This is a genomic window from Methylotuvimicrobium alcaliphilum 20Z, assembly GCF_000968535.2.
Classification (GTDB): domain Bacteria; phylum Pseudomonadota; class Gammaproteobacteria; order Methylococcales; family Methylomonadaceae; genus Methylotuvimicrobium; species Methylotuvimicrobium alcaliphilum.
This window is the reverse complement of the sequence record NC_016112.1, coordinates 1,947,271-1,969,681: the sequence shown is the minus strand read 5'-3', so window position 1 is coordinate 1,969,681 and position 22,411 is coordinate 1,947,271. Positions and strand designations below refer to the sequence as shown.

Here is a 22,411-nt window from a genome sequence, read left to right as displayed (position 1 = left end):
CACCCATACAAAAAATTTCCGCATATTTATCTCGTTCCCAAGTTCTAACTTGGGAACACATGCCCTCAAGCTCTGCTTGAGGGCATCCGGCAAGCGGAGCTTGAGGGTAGTCACTCCCAAGCTGGAGCTTGGGAGTGAGAAAAAATTTCGCACCAATTGATGCCATCCGTTGCAGTATATTCGAAACACCTTCAGAACACGAATTCTAATCAGCAATTCCCAATTTGGAGATCAAAAAGGGTATGGGGTATGCTTGGCGAGGATGTCGGCAGCAGGGCAGATTTTTGCTCCATGCAAAATCTGCATTCACGCCATCCTTGGCGTTCGAGCTGCCGCCAAGCCCCCATGGATGGGTTTACGGCGTTCCTCGACAGGCATACCCCACACCCTAAAATCGGCGAAACTGCTCAAACTGGGAATTGCTGAATTCTAATCGAGCATCAACTGTATAGGCGTCTTTCGGGAACATAAACCCACACATGCCTGTTTAACCATTAATCTCAAAGCAAACGAGTGAATAGCGCCATCATCAATGACTACAACAAACATCAGCCAGCTTTCTTCTCTGCCTCAACGTATCAAACAATGGGGTCTGGAATTGGGTTTTCAACAAGTCGGCATCGCCGACACCGATTTAGCCGAAGCAGAGGCCCATCTCAATCATTGGTTGGACAAAGGTTTTCACGGCGAAATGGATTATATGCAGCGGCACGGACTCAAACGCAGCCGCCCCGCTGTTTTACAGCCGGGAACGCGAAGCGTGATTTCGGTGCGCATGGATTATCTACCCGAATCGTCGGCAGCGATGAATCGAAACCTTGAAAAACCTTTGGCTGCGTATATTTCAAGATATGCCTTGGGCCGGGATTATCACAAGTTAATGAGACAGCGCCTCCAAAAATTGGCCGACCGGATTGCAAACGAAATCGGCGACTTCGGCTACCGGGTATTCGTAGACAGTGCACCGGTCCTCGAAAAAGCACTGGCGGAGAAAGCCGGACTGGGTTGGATAGGCAAACATTCCAATGTCATCAATCGTAAGGCCGGCTCTTGGTTCTTTCTGGGCGAGATCTATACAGACCTGACACTACCGCCCGACACTCTAGCCGACAATCATTGCGGAAGCTGTACAGCGTGCCTCGACATCTGCCCAACACGGGCGATCGTTGCACCCTATCAAGTCGACGCGCGCTTGTGCGTGTCATACTTGACGATCGAATTGCACGGTTCGATTCCGGAAGCATTACGACCGCTGATCGGAAACCGGATTTACGGCTGCGACGACTGCCAGATCGTTTGTCCATGGAACCGCTTCGCCCGATTGACTGGCGAAAAAGACTTCAATCCCAGACAGCAACTCAACAGCCGGCAATTGCTTGAAGTTTTCGCATGGGACGAAACGACTTTTCTGAAATATACCGAAGGTTCGGCGATACGCAGAATCGGTCACGAGCGCTGGCTCAGAAATATTGCGGTCGCGCTTGGCAATGCCCCTTATTCGGAATCGATCGTTTCGGCCCTGGAAGCCAAGCTCGAACATCCGTCCGACTTAATCAAAGAGCATGTTTTGTGGGCTATTGCTCTGCAGATCGAAAAAACTAAAAAAAAGCCGGAAGTCACCTCTAGTAACGCCCCTGGATTTGAATCGTAATGCTTCTATGAAACAAAACAGATGGTCTAAATCGAAGCCTTATAAGAGCTAAACGAATCGATTGATTCCGAAGAATAATTATACCTTTCGCACTTCAAATTTCGGCAGTGCCAGAGAAGGAGCCTGGGTGTCCGGTCGATTTTCGCTCCTCGGCAATTGCTGAGTTACATGGATGTAATGAATGCAGAAAATGCAGGAGCATTTTTCTGCCCTGCATTGCCCTAATACACGCCATCCGTGGCGTAATGCAAAATCGACATTCACGCCATCCATGGCGCTCATAAAGGCTTTGCCAGCATGGAGCTGGCATAGAGCTTACATGGATGTATTTACCCAGCACCTAAATTCCATAGCTCATTGGCCATGGTTAATTGTCTTGGATAATTCATCCAGCACCTAAATAAGCCATGATTTTGAATCATTGCCAAAGACCTATGGAATTTAGGTGCTGGATTTAGTGGATTTAGGGCTGGGTTCACGGCGTCTTTTACGGACACCCAGGCGCCGAATTTTGATCTACGGCGGGTATACAAAATTGCATTAGCTGATAACCCATTCAAGGCCGTATTTTTTATCGTAGTAATAGACGATCGCCAAAATAGCCAGTTGAACGAAAAACAACAGCCAAAAATACACCATGAAGAACATAATCTTGATCGGTTTTTCTTCCGACTTTTTTCGTGCCGACAACAACCAGCCTCCGACGAGGGAAACGACTAAAATCAGGCTGCCGATCAGTGCAAAAATCATTTGCTTTTTCTACGTAACATCAATCTTTCGGCGGCGGTGGCGCCAGGACTTCGCGCGAACCGTTAGATTCCGCCGGACTCACAACACCTGCCGCCTCCATGTCTTCGATCATTCGCGCCGCACGGTTATAGCCGACCTTAAAACGGCGCTGCACACTGGATATCGACGCTTTACGCGTCTCGGTCACAAACTGAACCGCCTCGTCGTAAAGCGCATCGGTTTCGCTATCGGTATCGGAAAGCCCGCCGAACCCATCGCTATTATCGCTTCGCTCTTGCGTAATTTCGTCCAAATAATCGGCAGGACCCGTTTCTTTAAGAAACTCGACAATACGATGCACTTCGTGATCGTCGACGAACGCACCGTGCGCGCGAATAGGGATACTGGTTCCTGAAGGCAAAAACAGCATATCGCCGTTACCCAATAGCGTTTCCGCCCCGCCCTGGTCCAAAATGGTCCGTGAATCGATGCGCGAAGAGACCTGAAACGATATCCGGGTCGGCACATTGGCCTTGATCAAGCCGGTCAAGACATCTACCGACGGACGTTGAGTCGCCAGAATCAAATGGATGCCGGCCGCCCGCGCTTTTTGCGCCAATCTCGCGATCAACTCCTCGACTTTTTTGCCGACGATCATCATCATATCGGCCAATTCGTCGATGACGATCACGATACTCGGCAAGGTCGTCAAAACCGGAAATTCCTCGCCCTCTTCGAGCGGTCTCTCCAACACGAAAAACGGGTCGCGTATGCTTTCACCTTTCGCATCGGCATCGTTGATCAATTGATTGAAACCGGCCAGATTTCTGACGCCCATCTTGGACATCAACTTGTAACGGCGCTCCATTTCGGCGACGGCCCAACGCAAGGCATTACTGGCCTCTTTCATATCGGTCACGACCGGCGTCAATAAATGCGGAATGCCTTCGTAAACCGACAGTTCCAGCATTTTCGGGTCGATCATGATCATTCGAACCTCTTTCGGCGTGGCTCGGTACAGCAGGCTCAAAATCATCGTATTGATCGCAACCGACTTACCGGAACCGGTCGTACCGGCTACCAAAGCATGCGGCATCTTGCCTAGGTCGGCAACGACCGGCGCACCGGAAATATCCTTGCCCATCGCCAAAGTCAACGGCGATTTGGCTTTCTCGAAACCTTGCGAAGCCAAAAGCTCACGAAGCGTGACCATTTCGCGTTCTTGATTCGGGATCTCCAGACCGATATAAGGCTTGCCGGGAATGACTTCGACGATACGTACGCTGGTTACCGATAACGCACGAGCAAGATCTTTCGACAAACTACTGACTCGACTGACTTTAACGCCGGCCGCCGGTTGCAATTCGAAACGAGTAATTACCGGGCCGGGATGGACAGCAACCACTTCGGCCACGACATTGAAATCCTGTAGTATTTCCTCGACCAAACGGGACATATCCTCTAATTCGCTTGGCGAATAACCTTTGACTTGAATATTGCGTTCGTCGAGCAAAGATAAAGGCGGCAATTCGCCTTCTGAAACCTTACTAAAATCGATTTTCTTTTGCTTGGCTTTACTCGGTGGAACAAACGATTCTTCTTGCAAGTCCACTACTGGAGCGGCTTTGGTTTTTTTCAGGATTTTCCCTTTCGATTTTTCACGAGGCTTGGCCGAAACGGGAAACTCCGTCGCCCGTCTTTCATATTGATTTTGTAGCACTCCAAACAGTCCTTGGCCTAACCAACGAAAAAACAGTAAGGTGTATTTACCCACGCCATCCATCAATTTAAACCAAGACAAGCCCGTAAACAGCGTCACGCCGGCCAATAGAATCGCCAATAACATTAAGGTCGCACCGGAATCTCCCAACGCCAACACAAAAACATCCCCGGTTTCCTGACCTAAAATGCCGCCGGTCGAACCGGGCAAATCGATGCGAATTCTCAGAAAATGCAGATATATCAATGAAGTGCCGGCCATCAAGGTAGCGATAAACCCCAACCAACTAATCGCAATATTCAGCTTACCGGTTTCCCGGCTTTTTCCGACATACATCAAATAGGCTTGGCGAATTATCATCATCGGAAACAAATACGCCATCAATCCGAAAACGCTAAGTGTAAAATCGGCCAGCCAGGCACCAACCATGCCGCCGGCGTTTTTGATGCCTTGACCGGTGCCGCTATGGGTCCAGCCGGCATCTTCATTACTAAAAGTGACGAGTGAAATTAAAAAGAACAATGCACAGGCCGCCAAACCTAATAAGGCAACCTCTCGCAAACCTCGAAATGTTTTTTCTTCAATCACTGCAGACATAAACAAGTTCTCTTGATTTATTCGATAAAACATCATTATAGATGATTAATTGAATATATAACATGAATTAGCCCAAGACCGGGAAAAATAGATGATCGCTAACCTAGCGCACATTCGTCGATGCGGAAACTGCCGAAAGCAGAATTTCAAATTTCGGTGAAGATCCGGGAAGGGAAAGAATATACCTTTCGTACTTCAAATTTCGGCAGTGCCTGAGGAGGTGCCGGGGTGCTCGGCTAAGGCTTTGCCAGCATGGAGCTGGCATAGAGCCTACAGGGACGTATTCACGGCGTCCTTTGACGGGCACCCCGGCGCCGAATTTTGATCTACGAGGGGCATACTTACACTTACCCTTCACGACTTACCGCTAACCGCTCACTGCTAACCCCACACACAGCCATCAAATCTCAACGACCTTATTCACATCAAAACCGTCAACCGTTTTACGCCCCATATAACCTCTCGGATTGCAAAGAATTCGAGCGCCGGCGATACGATAATCGCTTATACTGTGCACATGGCCATGAAACCAAGCCGCTACCTCGTACTCATGCAAAAAGGCTTTTAAATCATTACAATAAGCAAATTTTTTCAATGCATAAGGCGAATCGTTCCAACTCCATGAAGTAGGCGCATGATGTGTCACTACTACGGTTTTGCCGTCGAACGGCCGTCGCAATTCGGCTTCAAGCCATTGTTTCGATCGCTGATGTAATTTATAAAAGCTTTCAATATCGAAAGCATGACCGTTGTAGGCGATTTTTCTAAAATCATTCAAAGTTTTCCCTAACGCCTCAGCCGTCTCTACTCCGTCTATCATTAAATCCGCCCATAGCGTGCATCCCAGAAACCTGACATCCTGATAAACGAAGAGATTATTTTCCAAAAAATGAACTCGGCTTCCCGCGCATTCCATTCGTAACATTTTCAGCACATCATGATATTCCCCGGTATAAAACTCGTGATTGCCGGCCACATAAATGACCGGTTTATTGAAGGTTTTCAGCCAATCAACTCCCTGTTTGTTTACACCGATATCGCCGGCGGCAATGATGATGTCAGCGTCATTGCTCGGTGTTTGTAAATTACCGAATTCCAAATGAACATCAGAAAAATAATTAATCTTCACGATTTAACTCTTTAGAATTGTCCGCATAGAGTATAATTGAGTCATTCTTTCAGATAATGTCAACCATTTCCATAAAGATTTAAGTCTATGTCAATCAGCCCAAGAAAAATTACCCATCAAGTTCAAATCGGCGACATCAAAGTGGGCGGCGGCGCGCCAATCGTCGTTCAATCAATGACCAATACCGATACCGCCGATATCAAAGCAACAGTCAACCAAGTCATGGAACTGTCGAAGGCCGGATCGGAAATCGTCCGTATTACCGTCAACTCCGAAGACGCGGCTAAAGCCGTTCCTGAAATCCGCAACCAACTCAATCAAAAAGGCTTTACCGTTCCGATCGTCGGCGATTTCCATTTTAACGGACATAAATTACTCGAAAAATACCCCGCCTGCGCCGAAGCCTTAGATAAATATCGCATCAATCCCGGAAATGTCGGACGAGGTAAAAACCGCGATCCACAATTTCAACAAATGATCGAGTTCGCTTGCCGCTACGACAAGCCCGTTCGAATCGGCGTTAACGGCGGTAGCCTGGATCAAGCGGTTTTAACGCGCCTTTTGGATGAAAACAGACAAAAAGAAAATCCGGACGAACTACCTGCCGTTACTCGAGAAGCAATCATCGTTTCGGCACTCGAAAGCGCGGCCCGCGCCGAAGAAATAGGCCTACCCGCCAACAAAATTTTATTGTCTTGTAAAATCAGCAACGTTCAGGAATTGATCAGAATTTATCAAGATCTAAGTAAACGCTGCGATTACGCGTTACACCTCGGCCTAACCGAAGCCGGCATGGGCTCGAAAGGCATCGTGGCATCTTCGGCCGCTCTATCCGTGCTTATGCAACAGGGCATCGGAGACACGATTCGCATCTCGCTAACACCGGAACCCGGCACGGCCAGAACCCAAGAAGTTGTAGTCGCACAGGAAATCTTGCAAACCATGGGCTTTCGTTCCTTTACTCCGATGGTTATCGCCTGCCCAGGCTGCGGCCGAACAACCAGCGACTATTTCCAAAAATTGGCGATGGAAATTCAAAATTATCTACGCGTCAGTATGCCGTCTTGGCGCACTAAATATCCCGGCGTCGAAGAAATGGAAGTCGCGGTCATGGGTTGTGTCGTCAATGGTCCCGGAGAAAGTAAGAATGCCAGCATCGGCATCAGCTTGCCCGGCACCGGAGAAACCCCGGTTGCTCCGGTTTATGAAGACGGTGTCAAAACAGTGACCTTGAAAGGCGATCATATAGCCGAAGAATTTCAAGCGCTGGTCGAACGCTATATTGAAACGCACTACGGAACCACAGCTCAGTAGCAGGCTACCCTAAGCCCTGGTTTTGATACCGGGGCTTTTTAATGGATCAAACACCATGACTTCAGAATTTGTTGAACTGCCAAAATTAGGCTGGAGAGAATGGCTGGCCTTGCCGGGTTTAAATATTCCCCGGATAAAAGCCAAAATCGATACCGGCGCTCGCACTTCGGCATTACACGCCTTTTATATCGACCCTTATAAAAAAGGCAAAGATCATTGGATCATGTTTAACATTCACCCCGACCAAAACCGCATCGATACGGTTATCGAATGCCATGCCCAAGTTAAAGATCTGCGTATGGTTACCGACTCCGGCGGACACAAAAGTCGCCGTTATGTGATTGAAACCGAACTTCTTCTTGGCACTTCACTGATCACAGCAGAACTGACTCTAACCAATCGCGACAACATGAAATTCCGTATGTTGCTAGGTAGAACCGCGATGCGCGGTCAATTTATTATCGACCCGGGAGCATCCTATCTCCAAGGCAAACCGGATCGAAAAACATTCGAAACTGCAAAAAATTCGACATCCGTGCAAAGTAACCTGAATAATTACGAAAAGGAATAATGACTATACCTTTCGCACTTCAAATTTGGGCAGTGCCTGAGGAGGCGCCAGGGTGTGCGGCAAAGGCTTTGCCAGCATGGAGCTGGCATAGAGCCTACAGGGATGTATTTACTCAGCACCTAAATAAGCCATGATTTTGAATTATTGCCAAAGACCTATGGAATTTAGGTGCTGGGTTCACGGCGTCCTTTGACGGACACCCTGGTGCCGAATTTTGATCTGCGATGGGTATAAAAGCGGAGAACTTAACGATATTACAATGAATAACAATAAGTCTTATTTCGCCTATTCACTATTCACCATTCACTGCAAAAAAATCCCAAGCCATTGTTTAATAGATAGAATTTAAACGCATGCCTACACTGTATTACTCACACCCAGCCTTTTTAGAGCATGATACCGGCCCCGGTCATCCAGAATGCGCCGCTAGGCTACTGGCAATCGACGAAGCCTTAAACGCGCCGAATTTTAAGCGCTTGATCCGGGTGCAAGCTAAATGGCGTGATGATCTTCAAGAAAAAGTTGCGTTAATTCATAGTCCAGCTATGATCGACGGCATTCTCAACAGCATTCCCCACCAGGGCTTGCATGCGCTCGATCACGACACCATCCTCTCTCCCGGCTCCGGGACCGCCGCCTTACTCGCGGTCGCTGCCGTTTGCGATGCAGTGGATAAACTCTGCACGCATCAGGCGACTTCCGCTTTTTGCGCGGTTCGTCCGCCCGGACATCATGCCGAACCCGATCGACCGATGGGCTTTTGCCTATTCAATAATATTGCCATCGCGGCGGAATACGCACGGTTGCATTATTCCCTCGGCAAGATTGCGATCATCGATTTCGACGTGCATCACGGCAATGGAACACAAGCCGCGTTTTACAAACAACCTCAGATACTCTACGCTTCGTCTCATGAAATGCCCCATTATCCCGGCACGGGGCACCCCAAGGAAACCGGCGTCGGCAACATCGTAAATGTGCCGCTGCATCCTGGATCTTCCAGCGACGAATTCAGGCAGTTGTACAGCTCGATTATTTTACCGGCGGTTCAAAATTTCAAGCCCGATTTGATATTGATATCCGCCGGATTCGACGCTCACCAAAACGACCCGTTAGCCGGCATTCGGCTATCTACGGAAGATTACCAGTGGGTCACCGAGCATATAAAAGCGATTGCCGAAGAAAGCGCAAAGGGTCGGGTTTTATCCGTATTGGAAGGTGGCTATCATATTAAAGCTTTGGCCGAGAGCGTTGCCGCTCATGTTAAATCCCTCATGAATCCTGTTAGAAACGCTTTTTAATTTATCACGAATTACCGTATCCTAAAGGTATTTAGGATTTGGTCGTAAATAACTTCTCTATTTTACCGAACCTTCAACAACGCTCATAGTTCCAGGACGTTATTTATCACGAAACCCTTATAGACCCCTCTCTTTTTTCCATCAGCTCAAATACGGATCTACCATGACTGAAAAATATATTTACTCGTTCCAAAAAGGCGACGGCAAAAACAAAATGCTATTGGGCGGAAAAGGCGCGAATCTTTGCGAAATGACGCAAATCGGACTCAACGTTCCACCAGGATTTGTCATAACTACGACCGCGTGCCTAGATTATATAAATAACCAGCGCTTACCCGACGGCTTAATGGATGAAGTCAAAGCTCACATTACCGAAGTCGAAACGCAAACCGAAAAACAATTCGGCGGCCGCGACAACCCGTTACTAGTCTCGGTACGTTCAGGCTCGGCGATATCGATGCCCGGCATGATGGATACGATTTTAAACCTTGGTCTCAACAAACAAACCCTAGCCGGCTTGATCGATCAAACCGGCGACCCGCGTTTTGCCTATGACGCGTATCGGCGCTTCATTCAACTGTTCGGCAAGGTCGCTTTGGGTATTGACGACGAAAAATTCGACCAGCATTTTGATGCCATTAAGAAACAAGCCGGCATTAAAGCCGATGTCGGTCTCGACTCCGAACATTTACGCCAAATCAGCGAACTGTTCCTGCAAGTGGTTCACGAAGAAACCGGCAAACCCTTTCCTGAAGACGTCTATGAACAACTGGAACTATCGATAAAAGCGGTTTTTAATTCATGGATGGGTAAACGCGCGGTCGATTACCGCCGGGAATTCCATATCACGCCGAAAATGGCCAACGGCACCGCAGTTAATGTCGTGACGATGGTATTCGGCAACATGGGCAACGACTGCGCGACCGGGGTCGGCTTTACACGCAACCCGGGAACCGGCGCCAATGAGATGTATGGCGAATATTTAGTCAATGCACAAGGCGAAGATGTCGTGGCCGGTATTCGCACTCCGAAACCGGTGCACGAACTTGCCAATGAAATGCCCGACCTTTACCGGCAACTGGTCGAATTACGCAATAAACTCGAAACCCATTACAAAGAAGTTCAGGATTACGAATACACGATCGAGCGAGGTATACTCTATTGCCTGCAAACGCGTAACGGCAAAATGAATGCAGCTGCGATGGTCAGAACGTCGGTCGAAATGGTTGCCGAAGGCTTGATCGACAAAAAACGCGCCTTATTGCGGATCAACCCGGAATTGCTTGAACAACTTTTGCATCCGCAACTCGACCCTAATTCAACAGCCGAAGCGGTTGCACAAGGCTTACCGGCTTCGCCAGGCGCGGCCTGCGGTAAATGCGTATTCGAAGCCGACACGGCCGAACAATTAGGTCGTGCGGGTGAAGCGGTCATTTTACTGAGAGAAGAAACCAAGCCCGAGGATATTCACGGTTTTTTTGCCGCGCAAGGCATTCTGACCAGTCGCGGCGGGAAAACTTCGCATGCCGCTGTTGTCGCCAGAGGCATGGGCAAGGCTTGCGTAGCCGGTGCCGAGGACATCAAAATCGATGTGCGCTCGCGTCAAGCCATCATCGGCGAATTGCATATCCGTGAAGGCGATATGATCACAATCGACGGCAGTACCGGCTTGATCTTTTTAGGCAGAATCCCCACGATCGAACCCTCTTTTTCGGATGAATTGAAAACCCTGTTATCTTGGGCCGATGAAGTTGCCGAATTGGAAGTGCATGCCAATGTCGATACGCCGGAACGCGCCCGCTTGGCTGCAAGTTATGGGGCTACCGGAATCGGTTTATGCCGCACCGAACGCATGTTTAATGCCTCCGACCGCCTGCCGCTCGTCATCGATATGATTCTTGCCGGCAACAAGGAAGCGCGCCAGGAAGCTTTAGCCAAATTATTCCCGATTCAACGCGACGATTTCCAAGAACTTTTTGAGGCCATGTCGCCTTACCCGGTCACGGTCCGCCTGTTGGACCCGCCGATGCATGAGTTCCTGCCCGGCGAACATCAACTGGAAGATGAAATCCGGGCCTTGAATCAATATAAAATCATGATTCAAGGCCAACAAGTTACGCTCGACACCTTGGGTTCTCATGCCTTATTGCCGTCGCCGTTCAATCATCTGAACGAAGAGGTCATCAACAAAGCGATCGCAAAAAAGGAATTGATGCTGAGTAAGGTCAAAGAACTCTACGAAGTAAACCCGATGCTCGGCCATCGCGGCGTTCGGCTCGGCATGTCTTATCCCGAAATCTACCAAATGCAGATCCGATCGATTCTTGAAGCGGCAGCGCTATGTATTAAGCAACGCAAACCGATTTTGCCCGAAATCATGGTGCCTCAAGTTATTACCGTTCAGGAATTGATCAAAGTCAAATCTTATGTCGATCAAATTCAAAAAGAGGTCGAAAAACAGTATGGCATAGACTTGGAATTCAAATTCGGCACAATGGTCGAAACCGTCAGAGCTTGCACGCGCGCGGCAAAACTGGCCGATGTCGCCGAATTTTTCTCGTTCGGTACCAACGATCTGACGCAGGCGACCTTTTCGTTTTCCAGAGAAGACGCCGAAAACAAATTCCTGCCTTTGTACAATGAATCCGGGCTACTAGCGGATAACCCGTTTGAAGTGCTCGACGCTAAGGGTGTCGGTCAATTGATGAAAATGACAGTTGAATCAGGCCGACAAACCCGGCCCGATATCAAAGTAGGTATTTGCGGCGAACAAGGCGGACATCCGGAATCGATCCGCTTTTGCCATCATATCAAACTGGATTATGTATCCTGCTCGGCGCCTAGAATCCCTATTGCAAGACTCGCAGCCGCTCATGCCAAGTTGCTTGAAAACGAATACAACATAGAGTATTGACGGTAACGCAAATCTCCCGTCGTAGCTCAAAATTCGACGCCTGGGTGTCCGCTAAAGGACGCCGTGAACCTAGCACCTAAATTCCATAGGTCTTTGGCAATGATTCAAAATCATGGCTTATTTAGGTGCTGGATGAATTATCCAAGACAATTAACCATGGCCAATGGGCTATGGAATTTAGGTGCTGGGTAAATACGTCCATGAGCTCCATGCTGGCAAAAGCCTTCCTGATTAGCAAGATGCTTCAGCTTGCCGAAGCTAAGTGTCCGAGCAGGGGCCAGTCGTAGTCGCAAAAACTAAAATATGCTGTTACCCAAGCTCCAGCTTGGGTAACCTTTTCAGGAAGCTCTAGCTTCCCGACAATCAAGAAAGATTGAACGAGCAAGTTGGGGTTGACTGAGAGTGTGCGGAGCTTGTATCGGTCACAGGAAGCTGGAGCTTCCGGGGTGTCTTTCCCTAGCTGGAGCTTGGGAAAGAGCGTGATGTGGGTTGGCCGTTTTTAGCTTGACGCGCATGGCTTGCGAACCCCGTCCTGCTAAGGATATGCTGATCTTTGGGCTTTAGCTGAAGAAACTTGCTAATCAGGAAAGCCTTTATGAGCGCCATGGATGACGTGAATGTCGATTTTGCATTACGCCACGGATGGCGTGTATTAGGGCAATGCAGGAGCAATTGCCGAGGAGCGAAAATCGACCGGACACCCAGGCGCCTCCTCTAGCACTGCCGAAATTTGAAGTGCGAAAGGTATAACAAAGACCCTGCCATTAGCGCGCCAACGGAAATTTGAAAATAAAAAAAGATCCGCCTTCATCATTATTCGTCATTTCGATATAGCCACCATGACCGCATGCAATGGCTTGCGAAAGTGCCAAACCTAGACCCGCTCCGGCAACATGCCTCGTTGAAGCAACCGAACCACGATAAAATCGCTCAAAGATTCGTTGCTGCTCATCCTGATCAATACCCGGCCCGTTATCGCAAACGCTAAGCGCCGCCTCGTTTTCTGTAACGACCAAACGAACCGAAACGCGGCCGCCGGGCGGAGAAAATTTCACGGCGTTATCCAGTAAGTTGGTCAGAATCAGATCGACCGATCCATAAGCCATATTGGTGACGACCTGCGGCATCGGCTCGGCGATAATTTGCACATCGCGTTTGCCGGCCATCGATTGCATGCGCTTGACTGTCGCTTCGACGATCGCATTCAGAGAAACCGTTTCTGTCGAGCGACGCTCCAGACCGGCATCCATGCGAGCAAGAACGAGCAACTCCTCGACAATCAAGGTCAATCGTTCGACTTCATCCATACAAGATTGCAAGGTTTCATGATATTCCGACGGATCGCGGGAACGGCGCAGACTGATTTCAAGCTCCGTGCGCAATCGCGATAACGGCGAACGCAGCTCGTGAGAGGCATCGGCCGTGAATCGGCGCTGCACTTCAAAGCTACGCTCGATACGATCGAGCATTTCATTCAGTGTATCTACTAGGTTTCCGATTTCATCTCGACTTCCCGGATGCGGCAAGCGCTCGTTTAAATTAGCTTCATTGATGTGCTGCGCTCGCTGAACGATATTTTCAATCGCTTGAAACGCCTTGCGGGTCAACGACAACCCGACACCGGCTACTGCAGTGAGTAAACCGAGCGTCATCATCACGAAAAGCAAGCTGGCGACATTCAAGACATTGTGAACATCGTCCAACGATCCGGCCACTTGTACGATTACGGGCGTATCCAGCCGATCGATCGGCATCGACACCATGCGCACCGGTTCGTCGCCGAACGAGAACAGCGTTTCAAAGACAGTTTCACTATTCGCGAACAATGCCGATAGGTTGGCCAGTACCGGTAGTTGCGTATTCCCTAAGTTGGCACTCTGGGCCAGTACCTTGCCCTCGCTATCTACAACCTGTATCAATCGGTCGATACGAGCAAAAGAGAGCCTATCGGAACCCGACAAGGTATCGTTAAGCTTGATGGCTCGGTACGGACTCGACGACAACACCGCTGCTTCCGTTTCCGCGACGGCCAACAAAGCCGCATCGAGTTGGTTATACACCGCTCGGGAAAGCATCCAGTAAGCGGCAAAACCAACGCTTGTCAGGATGACAACAATAACGGCCAGGTGACTCAAGATGAGCCGCGTTCTAAATTTAAGCATCGTCGGCACCGCTTGTTATCAGTCGGAATCCTCGGCCGCGAACCGTATGGATGAGTTGCGTAACGCCCGGGCGATCGATTTTCCGGCGCAAATTGCGAATATGAGCGTCGATCAGATTATTCAGGCCAATATGGTCGTTGCTCCATAGCGATTCCGCAAGTTCGTTTCGGCTTACTACCCTATCTACGCGACGCATTAACATTTCCAGAATGGCGTATTCCTTTTGGGTCAAATTGATAATCAACTGGCCCCTGGTTACCCGGCGCGTTTGTGTATCCAATATGAGGTCGGCCACCTCAAGACTTGTCTGTTGACCAATGTCCGAACGGCGCAATAAGGCGCGGGTTCTCGCCAACAGTTCCTCGAACGCAAACGGTTTAGTCAAGTAATCGTCGGCACCGGCGTCGAGCCCTTCGACCCGGTCTTGCAAGGCATCTCGGGCGGTGAGCATCAAAATCGGCACTCGCACGCCTTGTTGCCGGAGTTCTTCACACCAAGCAACACCCTGCTTGCCCGGCAAAAACCAATCTAAAATAATCAAGCGATACTCCTGTATGCGCAGGCACTGTTCGGCTTCCTCGACCGAGTATGCCGGATCGACTGCAAAACCTTCTTCGGTCAGGCCCCGTATTAAAAGACCGGACGCTTTTCTATCGTCTTCAACCAATAAAATACTCATTCGATAACCGTCATTTTGGCGCTTTTGATCCGCTCAGCTTGCTTTCAAAAACCGATTATCAGTTTACCTTGAGCCATTTAGTAGAGGGTAATTCTGAAGAAAAATTCAGGATTGGCACGGCAGTGGATTGCTACCATAACGCAAGTTCAATTCAAAGAATCTTCAATGGAAAGCCATAGTCGATATTTCAAACACCAACTCAAACCACTGAGCTTGCTTCCTTTGCCCGCTGTCAGAATCTCCTCATAAATCGAGGCGTTCTCCCGCGCGTGCGAATTGACGCATGCTTTTGGAGAAAATCATGACTTCCATCATTTTACACCCCGCATTAAATCGATCGCTCAATCGCAGCGACATCGAACGCATTCGTCAATCTTCAAGTGCTTTTCAAACGACCGATTATTAGCGGATAGTCGGTCAAGTAATTTTACACACATCACTTTTATCTTGAATTCATAGCAATGGAGGCCATCATGAAACAGATACATGCAGTCGAAATAATCCAAAATACTTCAAACGCCAACAACGGCACTCGACGAAATATTTCAATCCTTATCGCTGCCGTATTGAGTATGCTCGCAACCGAATCGAAAGCCGTTCGGCCTTTTGTAACCGACGATGCACGCATTGTCGATGAAGGACAAGTCGAAGCCGAAACTTGGCTTGAAGCCGGTCATGTCGGCGGCGATTGGTCTCCTTTTCCGGCATACAATGTCATGATAGGCACGTCGGTCAACCAATGGTTGGAGCTGATTGCCGGTGTAGGCGTTGGCCGGGATAGCAATGACGAATTGACCTATTCCAACCCCGCCTTTCAAACCAAAATATTATTCAATAAAGCGGAAATCGACAGCATTATGCCGGGGTTCGCGTTCGGTGCCGGAGCGACATTCGATACCGGGCGCGGCGATATGCACGATGTCGGTAGCAATTATTACATCATCGGCATGTCGACTTGGCGCTTCAATGACGATAAATTGATGCTGCACACGAATTATGGAGCCCGCATGGATAGAGAGCGGGGCGGGCCGCAGCGCATCACGCCTTACTGGGGGATCGGTTTCGATTTGGAAGCCTTTCATCCGGAAGCTCGTTTGATCGGTGAAGTCTTTGCCGGCGACCCTTTGGTTTTGAACGAACCGAAGTATGCATCGCAATTCGGTATCCGTTGGCTGCCGAGTGATTATTTGAATCTCGATGTTACCTTCGGATTGCAGCCTGAATTGGACGAGGGACGCAATGAAACCGGGCGTCTCGAATTTACCGGTCAGATCGGCATTAGAATGCTGTTCGATGTTTTCACGCCAGGAGGAAAACCGGGGCGCGCGGAAGGTGCGGATGGCTTATTTAGTAATCCCAGTTATTAATTTCGACGGAGTCCTTATTTACCCCCCCTTTTAACTCAAACGCCGGAAGAGGTCGGTAGCGATTTAGCAGCGGGGATCTTTGCTTAGCTTGATGCGTATGGGGCGCACTCGCTGCAATTAACAAACCTGCAATCATTAAACTGAAAACTCTGCGCCTCTGCGCGATAAATTTACCCGCCTTCGCGAAAGCCCGGATAAAGGGTCATGCCGCCATCGATATACAGCGTTGTGCCGACCACGTAATCGGATGCATCGGAGGCGAGCCAAACCACCGCACGGGCAATATCGGCCGATTCCCCGACGCGTTCGTACGGAATCAGTTTCAGTAAATCGGCTTCCGCCTCGGGGGTTTCCCAGGCGCTACGATTGATCGGTGTTTTGATCGCGCCCGGCGACACCGCATTGACCCTAATCTTGTCATGAGCGACTTCCTGAGCCAGACTCTTCATGAACATCAACAGGCCGCCCTTAGAGGCGGAATAATTGACGTGTCCGGCCCAAGGAATGATGTCATGCACCGAGGAATTGCAAATAATCTTGCCGGCCGAACAGGACAATTCCGGCACCACGCCTCGGCGAAGAAACTCCTTGACCGCTTCTCGGGCGCACAAAAACTGCCCGGTCAGATTGACCGCCATCACGGTTTCCCATTGTTTCAAGGTCATCTCGACAAACGGCGCATCAAGCTGTATGCCCGCATTGTTGACCAAAATATCGAGACTGCCCCAAGTCCCGATGACCTGTTGAAACATCGCAATCACTTGATCCTCTTGGCTGACATCGGCCTGAACCGCAATCGCTTCGCCGCCCAAGGCTTGTATTTGATCCACTATCTCCCCCGCCCCCTCGGCATCGGACATATAATTGATCGCCACGCGCGCGCCCGCTTCGGCCAATGCGACGGCAATCGCCGCGCCAATGCCGGAGCTACTTCCGGTCACTAGAGCACGCTGCCCGGCCAATGATTTCTCGATAATAAGCGGCATAATTGTCTCTCCTCTTTTTTATGGTTTAATGGAAAATCAAGGCCAACCCGAACCCAGCACGTCGGCGCGGGGCGGGCAGTTTGTGGGAGCCGCCACCCGGCCGCGAACGGTGCGGGCAGATAAGCGCTTCCGGCTCCGCTTAGGAGTAGGCACGAAATAACTTTGGCTTTTTTATTCCCTCTCCCAAAGGAAGAGGGTGATATTATCCAAATTATTTCATGCCTATTCCTTATCGTACCGAAGTCGGCGCTCCCACATGCATAAAACAAAATCTGATTAGCAAGCTGAAGCATCTTGCTAATCAGGAATTACTTTAACAGCAGCGGCGACAGGAATCGGGTTTCGAAAATCTCGCCAGGCACAGGTTTACTGAATAAATAGCCTTGCATTTCGTCGCAGTGCAACCGCCGGAGCATACTCGCTTGTTCTTCGGTTTCCACACCTTCCGCCACCACCTTGAGCTTCAGCGAATGCGCCAGATTGATAATGGTGGATACCAGCAATAGTCCCTCGCTTGATTCGGTCATCTCGATCACGAACGAGCGGTCTATCTTCAGGGTATCCACCGGCAATTTGGACAGGTAGCTGAGCGACGAAAAGCCGGTGCCGAAATCATCGATGGCGATGCTGATGCCCATGGCGCGTATGGTTTGCAGGCTGGCGATACTGTGTTTGACATCGGCCATGATCAGGCTTTCGGTGATTTCCAGTTCCAGTCCGGAAGGCGCCTGTTCGTGAATGTCGATAGCCTGCAGGATTTGACCGGAAAACCCGCGATCGCGCAGTTGCAGCGGCGAGACGTTGACCGCAACGCGCACGGCGGCCAGCCCCGCGTTGTGCCAGCGCAGATAGTCGTCGATAGCTTTGTGGAGCGCCCAGCGGCCGACATCATTGATCAATCCGGTTTCTTCCAGGATAGGGATAAACCGGGCCGGCGGCACCAGGCCGGTGCGCGGATCGTTCCAGCGGATCAGCGCCTCGGCACTGGTCAGCTTGCCGCTGGCCAGATTCACCTTGGGTTGGTAATGCAGCACGAATTCTTCGTTATCAAGCGCCTGGCGCAGCTGATTCTCCAGCGACAGCTTATGTGCCATGGCTTCGGTCATTTTCTGCGTGTAAAACAAGTAGGGAAAGCCGCTGGTCTTGGCTTTTTTGAGCGCTGCCTCAGCGTTCCTGACCAAGATATCGGCTCTGGCGCCGTCGTCCGGGAATAAGGTCGCGCCAATCTTGATGGCAATCCGGAATACAGCGTCATGCAAGTGGAATTGATGCTCCTGAAAGGTTGTCAGGGTTTTCTCGATCAGCCGGACGACATCGACATCCTGCGTGACTTTCGGCAACACCACCGCAAAGTGGTCCGCACCCATCCGCGCGATCAGTCTGGCTTCGCCGGCGTTTTGGGTCAGCCACGCCGCCACCTGCTTCAACAGCGCATCGCCGCCCAACTGGCCCAGACTGTCGTTGATGTTCTTGAAGCGCTCGAGATCGATCAGCAACACGGCCAGCTTGTGTTCGCCGCCGATCGCACTACTCATGTATTGCTCCACCCGCTCAAGAAACAGCCTGCGGTTCGCCAGCCCTGTGAGTTCGTCGTAGTAGGCCAGATAGTCCAGCCGTTCCTGTTTGGCGATATGATCGATGGCGAAGGCGATATCGCCGGCCAGTTCCGTCAACAGCGCCATCTCTTCTTCACGGAAGAACCCTATCTCGCTGGCGTAAAGCGCGAATACGCCGACCACTTCATCGGCAACAATCAAGGGCAAGATTGCCATCGAGTGGACGCCGAATTCGGCGTACTTCCCGCATAACAGCACCTTGGGGTCGTTTTGTGAGTCGTTGGAGACGACGGCCGTCTTTTCCCGTATCGCCCGAACCACCATGCTTTTTTGCACCTTCTCGCTCGATGATAAGATACCTTTGATGGCTACCAGTAGAGCCTCGTCGCCACCTACCGAAGCAATCGGGATAAACCGCTTCAAATCCCGATCCATGATGACAATCAAGGACATGCGGAAGCCGCCTGCTTCGACCGCAATCCGGCAGGCTTCCTTGAACAGGTTGTCGCGGTCATGTTCGCGCACAATCAGAGCGTTGATGTCGCTCAACATGGCATATACCCGGTTCAGGTAAGCGATTTTGGCTTCGGCTGCCTTGTACTCGGTAATGTCCTTGGCAAGGCCGGCGATACGAACCAGCGAATCATCGTCGTCGCGGACCGGATAGCTTTTCACTTCGATCCAGCGAATCGAGCCGTCATGGCGCACAATTCGGAACTGAAAATTGGCATCGACTGCCATCAGTGATTTCCGATAGGTCCCGTAAGTCGCTGCCTGGTCGTCCGGGTGAACGGTTTCCATCCATGATTGCGGATTTTTATACAGACTTTCGCAGCTGTGCCCCCAGATGGTTTCATAAGCCGGACTGACGTACAGCATGCGGCTGTCAACGGCATCCAGTAAAAAGAAGACGTCACCGATGTTTTCCGCCATCTGGCGAAAGCGCAATTCGCTCGCGCGCAGATCTTCCTTGGTCTGCCGTTGTGCCGTCACATCCATATGCATGACCACGGCACCCTTGGGACAATTGTCGTCCATCGGGGTTACCGTCATCAGAAACCAGCGTTGTTTCGTGGGCGAATGGCAGGGATATTCCAGCGAGAAGCTTGTTATGCTGCCAGTTAATATCGAACGAATGGCCTCAGCCGCCTGATGAGCCTCGGACGCACTTTCACCCTGGGCGCTGTCGCAGATTTGCAGATAATTGAGGCCGATGCCGAAGCCGATGTACGGGAAGGCATTCTCGCCGGCAAATCGTTGCCAGGCCTGGTTTACCGAGATGATAATGCCTTGGGCATTGAGCAAAGCGATATTCGCCGGCAGCACATTGAGGATGGCGGCCTGCTTGGCGGCCTCGCTGAGTCGCAAGTGTTCCTGGGCACTTTGTAACAAGAAGGTCCGGCCGCTGCTGTCGGACACCGTATCCACTTCGCCCGCGGTCAGTTCCTCCAGACGTTGGCCGGTGCGGTGTAGCGATTCGATCAAGGCGACAATTTCTTCATTGGCGTCCTCCGCTGGAGACCCGCTGTTCATGAGGCAGGGATTGCCAGTCCCAAACTCAGTAACAAGGGGTGCATCAGGTTAAGGCTGCCGACGATTTTTCTGGTAGGCGAGGGAGTGAGCTTAACCAGGGTCGGTGTCATGAAAATGCCGTCCGCCAGCGCCCGTTTCGGCTCCAGATACACATCCACCACTTCGACCCGGTGCCGGTCCGGAAGGTGGATCCGGCACAGATTGGTAAGATTGGCCAGTGCCTGCGCGGAGTTGAGCGCGTCCCCGGCGACATAGAGCCGGAAATTGAATATCTGGTGTTGGGTCATTATGGATTCTCCCCTGCCATGGTTTCGCCATCAGCTCCACGCAATTCTTGTATCCGGGTAAGGCTTTCCGAAATCTCGCCCTCGTGACTGAGGGTGTCGCGGACCAGCAAGTCTTTTTCGATCTGTTTAGCCGACAGCTCGGCCTGTAGCGATTTCAAGCGCACCTCAAGATCGGCCTCCTCGGTTTCCAGTTTCACGCGCTTTAGTTTTGCAGCGGCTTCGGCGGCCTCGTGTACGACACGCTCGGCGCGTTCCTTTTCCCAGCGCAAGGTGCCCATTAGCACCTCGCCGCCTGCGGTATAGGTGTCGGCCAAGGTCACCCCGGCATCGCTGAGAATTAACTCGCGTACCTGGTTCGAATGCGCCATGCCGCGCGACTTGACGATGGACAAACCCCGGTTGCGTTCCCCGGCCTGTACCAGATAGCTGAGGTGGATCCAAGTGTCCACAAGCGCTGATATCTGCAACTGCGAGCTGCTCTCCACCTGGTCGGACATCTCGTCGAGCAGACTGGTGCAGACCAGTGTGGTGCCCTCGCCCTTGGACCAGTCGATCAGGCGGTCCGCCACGCTTTGCGTCATCTGGTCATTGCCGGATTTTGACCGTGCGGACACAGGATCGATCACGACGCAACGGGCCTTATGCGCCTTCGCCAGCGCCTTGATACGCACCAGATAGGTTTCCGCGCTGCCGGTGATGGCGCGGGCCGAGAACATGCGCAAATAGCCGCTTTTTACGTGGTCATTCAAGCGTATGCCGACCGAGGCCAGATTGCGGATCACTTCGGAGCTATTCGAATCAAAGCAAACGAATATGGTGCGCTCGCCGCGAAGGCAGGCCGCCTCGGCGAACGCACCGCTCAAGGTGGTCTTGGCCGTGCCGGAGAAGCCGGTGATCAGTACGCTGGCACCTCGGTAGTAGCCGCCGCCGAGCATGGTATCGAGTCGCTGCACGCCGCTGGAAACACGCTCTTTGTTCACCTTGGGATCCAAGCGGCTCAAAGTCTGCGAGACGACCTCAAATCCGCTGTCGCCGATCAGGAAAGGCGACTCGTTTTCGTCGAAGCTGGAGCCGCGATATTTCTGCACCCGAAGACTGCGTTGCGACACCCCGAACTCAACGTTGTGACTGAGTATCACCGCGCAGTCCACCATGAAGTGCATGAAGCCGAATGGCTGCTGGCTGATGCTACTGGTCTGATCGCCGTCGGCCTTCAAGGTGATCAGGCCGGTCATTTCGTGTACCGATAACCATTCATGTAAGCGGTAGATCTCCCGCCTGATGGCCGTCTGATCGGGTAGCAGCAGCAACAAAATATCTAGCGCATCGAACAAGATGCGCCGTGCGCCCATTTCCTTGATCTGACTTTCCAATGCCGCCAACATGCCGCCCAGGTCGAAATCGCCGGACTGGACCAGGTCCGGCGAAGGCTGGGCATCCATGAAATACAGGCTTTTCTCCTGCAACTCATCGAGCTTCCAGCCGAAACTTTCGGCATTGGCGACGATGCGCGGTGAAGTCTCCTCAAAAGCCACAAAGATACCCGGTTCGTCGCAATCCTGCGCGCCATGCACCAAAAATTGGAGCGCGAAGATGGTTTTGCCGGAGCCTGGTCCGCCAACCAGCAGCGTTGTGCGTCCAAGCGGTAAACCTCCGCCGGTGATGTTATCGAAACCGGCGATTCCGCTTGACGCTTTGGTTTGCGATTTCACGAGGTGGGATGCTGTCGGTTTCATTAATTCTTCCAAGAAATACTCTGTTTCAGCTCCGATTGTTACCGACGCAAGACAGAACTGAATGAGGTACGTGCCTTTCAGGAATGGCTTAGTCTACATGAGCAAATAGGCTTAAGTTGGTAAGCAGAAACCGATTTCAAAAACAGTCGATAAGATCAGCAATTCCCAGTTTGAGCAGT

General features: G+C 51.0%; 15 protein-coding genes. 6 read left to right on the top strand and 9 right to left on the bottom strand.

Translation table 11 applies throughout. The annotated features are described in order from the left end of the window. Window positions 1-532: 532 nt before the first annotated feature. Entirely contained in the window at window positions 533-1,651 is a 1,119-nt protein-coding gene (gene queG / locus MEALZ_RS08335; protein ID WP_014148190.1) for a tRNA epoxyqueuosine(34) reductase QueG, read from the top strand. A 540-nt stretch (window positions 1,652-2,191) separates the two neighbouring features. On the opposite strand, the gene MEALZ_RS08330 is transcribed toward queG, so the two are convergent. The 3 genes from MEALZ_RS08330 to MEALZ_RS08320 form a co-directional block, all read right to left on the bottom strand. Beyond that, window positions 2,192-2,401 carry a hypothetical protein gene (locus tag MEALZ_RS08330; RefSeq protein WP_014148189.1) on the bottom strand — a complete coding sequence of 70 codons (210 nt, stop codon included), beginning with the start codon at window positions 2,399-2,401 and terminating at the stop codon, window positions 2,192-2,194. 19 nt (window positions 2,402-2,420) lie between these two features. Then, window positions 2,421-4,697, bottom strand: a complete 2,277-nt coding sequence (locus tag MEALZ_RS08325; RefSeq protein ID WP_014148188.1) for a DNA translocase FtsK — start codon at window positions 4,695-4,697, stop codon at window positions 2,421-2,423. A 400-nt stretch (window positions 4,698-5,097) separates the two neighbouring features. Continuing rightward, the gene (locus MEALZ_RS08320) at window positions 5,098-5,826 is read right to left on the bottom strand and encodes a metallophosphoesterase (protein ID WP_014148187.1); all 729 of its coding nucleotides are present in this window, start codon (window positions 5,824-5,826) and stop codon (window positions 5,098-5,100) included. Between the two features lie 87 nt (window positions 5,827-5,913). On the opposite strand from MEALZ_RS08320, the gene ispG reads away from it, so the two are divergent. The 4 genes from ispG to ppdK all read left to right on the top strand — a co-directional run bounded on the left by ispG (window position 5,914) and on the right by ppdK (window position 11,926). Then, window positions 5,914-7,140 carry a flavodoxin-dependent (E)-4-hydroxy-3-methylbut-2-enyl-diphosphate synthase gene (ispG, locus tag MEALZ_RS08315; RefSeq protein ID WP_014148186.1) on the top strand — a complete coding sequence of 409 codons (1,227 nt, stop codon included), beginning with the start codon at window positions 5,914-5,916 and terminating at the stop codon, window positions 7,138-7,140. 55 nt (window positions 7,141-7,195) lie between these two features. Beyond that, the gene (locus tag MEALZ_RS08310) at window positions 7,196-7,711 is read left to right on the top strand and encodes an ATP-dependent zinc protease family protein (RefSeq protein ID WP_014148185.1); all 516 of its coding nucleotides are present in this window, start codon (window positions 7,196-7,198) and stop codon (window positions 7,709-7,711) included. Between the two features lie 353 nt (window positions 7,712-8,064). Further along, window positions 8,065-9,012: a histone deacetylase family protein gene (locus tag MEALZ_RS08305; RefSeq protein ID WP_014148184.1), complete on the top strand. Its 948-nt coding sequence runs from the start codon at window positions 8,065-8,067 to the stop codon at window positions 9,010-9,012. 163 nt (window positions 9,013-9,175) lie between these two features. Further along, entirely contained in the window at window positions 9,176-11,926 is a 2,751-nt protein-coding gene (ppdK, locus tag MEALZ_RS08300) for a pyruvate, phosphate dikinase (protein WP_014148183.1), read from the top strand. Between the two features lie 764 nt (window positions 11,927-12,690). On the opposite strand, the gene MEALZ_RS08295 is transcribed toward ppdK, so the two are convergent. Together MEALZ_RS08295 and MEALZ_RS08290 are read right to left on the bottom strand one after the other, a co-directional pair. Beyond that, the gene (locus MEALZ_RS08295) at window positions 12,691-14,088 is read right to left on the bottom strand and encodes an ATP-binding protein (RefSeq protein ID WP_014148182.1); all 1,398 of its coding nucleotides are present in this window, start codon (window positions 14,086-14,088) and stop codon (window positions 12,691-12,693) included. Then, window positions 14,081-14,767 (bottom strand): response regulator transcription factor, encoded by a 687-nt coding sequence (locus MEALZ_RS08290; RefSeq protein ID WP_014148181.1) that lies wholly within the window; start codon window positions 14,765-14,767, stop codon window positions 14,081-14,083. The genes MEALZ_RS08295 and MEALZ_RS08290 overlap by 8 nt, the downstream gene beginning before the upstream one ends. Before the next feature lie 473 nt (window positions 14,768-15,240). Between MEALZ_RS08290 and MEALZ_RS08285 the strand changes: the two genes are divergently transcribed. Next, a complete protein-coding gene (locus MEALZ_RS08285; RefSeq protein ID WP_014148180.1) occupies window positions 15,241-16,134 on the top strand; it encodes a hypothetical protein in 894 nt (297 codons plus the stop codon). Between the two features lie 170 nt (window positions 16,135-16,304). Here MEALZ_RS08285 and MEALZ_RS08280 read toward each other — a convergent pair whose 3' ends face one another. From MEALZ_RS08280 to kaiC, 4 genes are all read right to left on the bottom strand, one after another. After that, entirely contained in the window at window positions 16,305-17,120 is an 816-nt protein-coding gene (locus MEALZ_RS08280; RefSeq protein ID WP_014148179.1) for an SDR family oxidoreductase, read from the bottom strand. Between the two features lie 308 nt (window positions 17,121-17,428). Next, complete coding sequence (locus tag MEALZ_RS08275) at window positions 17,429-20,209, bottom strand: bifunctional diguanylate cyclase/phosphodiesterase (RefSeq protein ID WP_014148178.1); 2,781 nt, start codon at window positions 20,207-20,209, stop codon at window positions 17,429-17,431. Then, window positions 20,206-20,496, bottom strand: a complete 291-nt coding sequence (locus MEALZ_RS08270; protein ID WP_014148177.1) for a circadian clock KaiB family protein — start codon at window positions 20,494-20,496, stop codon at window positions 20,206-20,208. Before MEALZ_RS08270 ends, MEALZ_RS08275 begins: the two co-directional genes overlap by 4 nt. Next, the gene (gene kaiC, locus MEALZ_RS21760; RefSeq protein ID WP_014148176.1) at window positions 20,496-22,232 is read right to left on the bottom strand and encodes a circadian clock protein KaiC; all 1,737 of its coding nucleotides are present in this window, start codon (window positions 22,230-22,232) and stop codon (window positions 20,496-20,498) included. The genes MEALZ_RS08270 and kaiC overlap by 1 nt, the downstream gene beginning before the upstream one ends. Between the last annotated feature and the right edge of the window lie 179 nt (window positions 22,233-22,411).

What these genes read in the sequence shown, in the direction of transcription:
- queG (WP_014148190.1), top strand. Translation starts at nt 533, where the DNA reads ATGACTACAACAAACATCAGCCAGCTTTCTTCTCTGCCTCAACGTATC.
- MEALZ_RS08330 (WP_014148189.1), bottom strand. Translation starts at nt 2,401, where the DNA reads ATGATTTTTGCACTGATCGGCAGCCTGATTTTAGTCGTTTCCCTCGTC.
- MEALZ_RS08325 (WP_014148188.1), bottom strand. Translation starts at nt 4,697, where the DNA reads ATGTCTGCAGTGATTGAAGAAAAAACATTTCGAGGTTTGCGAGAGGTT.
- ispG (WP_014148186.1), top strand. Translation starts at nt 5,914, where the DNA reads ATGTCAATCAGCCCAAGAAAAATTACCCATCAAGTTCAAATCGGCGAC.
- MEALZ_RS08310 (WP_014148185.1), top strand. Translation starts at nt 7,196, where the DNA reads ATGACTTCAGAATTTGTTGAACTGCCAAAATTAGGCTGGAGAGAATGG.
- MEALZ_RS08305 (WP_014148184.1), top strand. Translation starts at nt 8,065, where the DNA reads ATGCCTACACTGTATTACTCACACCCAGCCTTTTTAGAGCATGATACC.
- ppdK (WP_014148183.1), top strand. Translation starts at nt 9,176, where the DNA reads ATGACTGAAAAATATATTTACTCGTTCCAAAAAGGCGACGGCAAAAAC.
- MEALZ_RS08295 (WP_014148182.1), bottom strand. Translation starts at nt 14,088, where the DNA reads ATGCTTAAATTTAGAACGCGGCTCATCTTGAGTCACCTGGCCGTTATT.
- MEALZ_RS08290 (WP_014148181.1), bottom strand. Translation starts at nt 14,767, where the DNA reads ATGAGTATTTTATTGGTTGAAGACGATAGAAAAGCGTCCGGTCTTTTA.
- MEALZ_RS08285 (WP_014148180.1), top strand. Translation starts at nt 15,241, where the DNA reads ATGAAACAGATACATGCAGTCGAAATAATCCAAAATACTTCAAACGCC.
- MEALZ_RS08280 (WP_014148179.1), bottom strand. Translation starts at nt 17,120, where the DNA reads ATGCCGCTTATTATCGAGAAATCATTGGCCGGGCAGCGTGCTCTAGTG.
- MEALZ_RS08275 (WP_014148178.1), bottom strand. Translation starts at nt 20,209, where the DNA reads ATGAACAGCGGGTCTCCAGCGGAGGACGCCAATGAAGAAATTGTCGCC.
- MEALZ_RS08270 (WP_014148177.1), bottom strand. Translation starts at nt 20,496, where the DNA reads ATGACCCAACACCAGATATTCAATTTCCGGCTCTATGTCGCCGGGGAC.
- kaiC (WP_014148176.1), bottom strand. Translation starts at nt 22,232, where the DNA reads ATGAAACCGACAGCATCCCACCTCGTGAAATCGCAAACCAAAGCGTCA.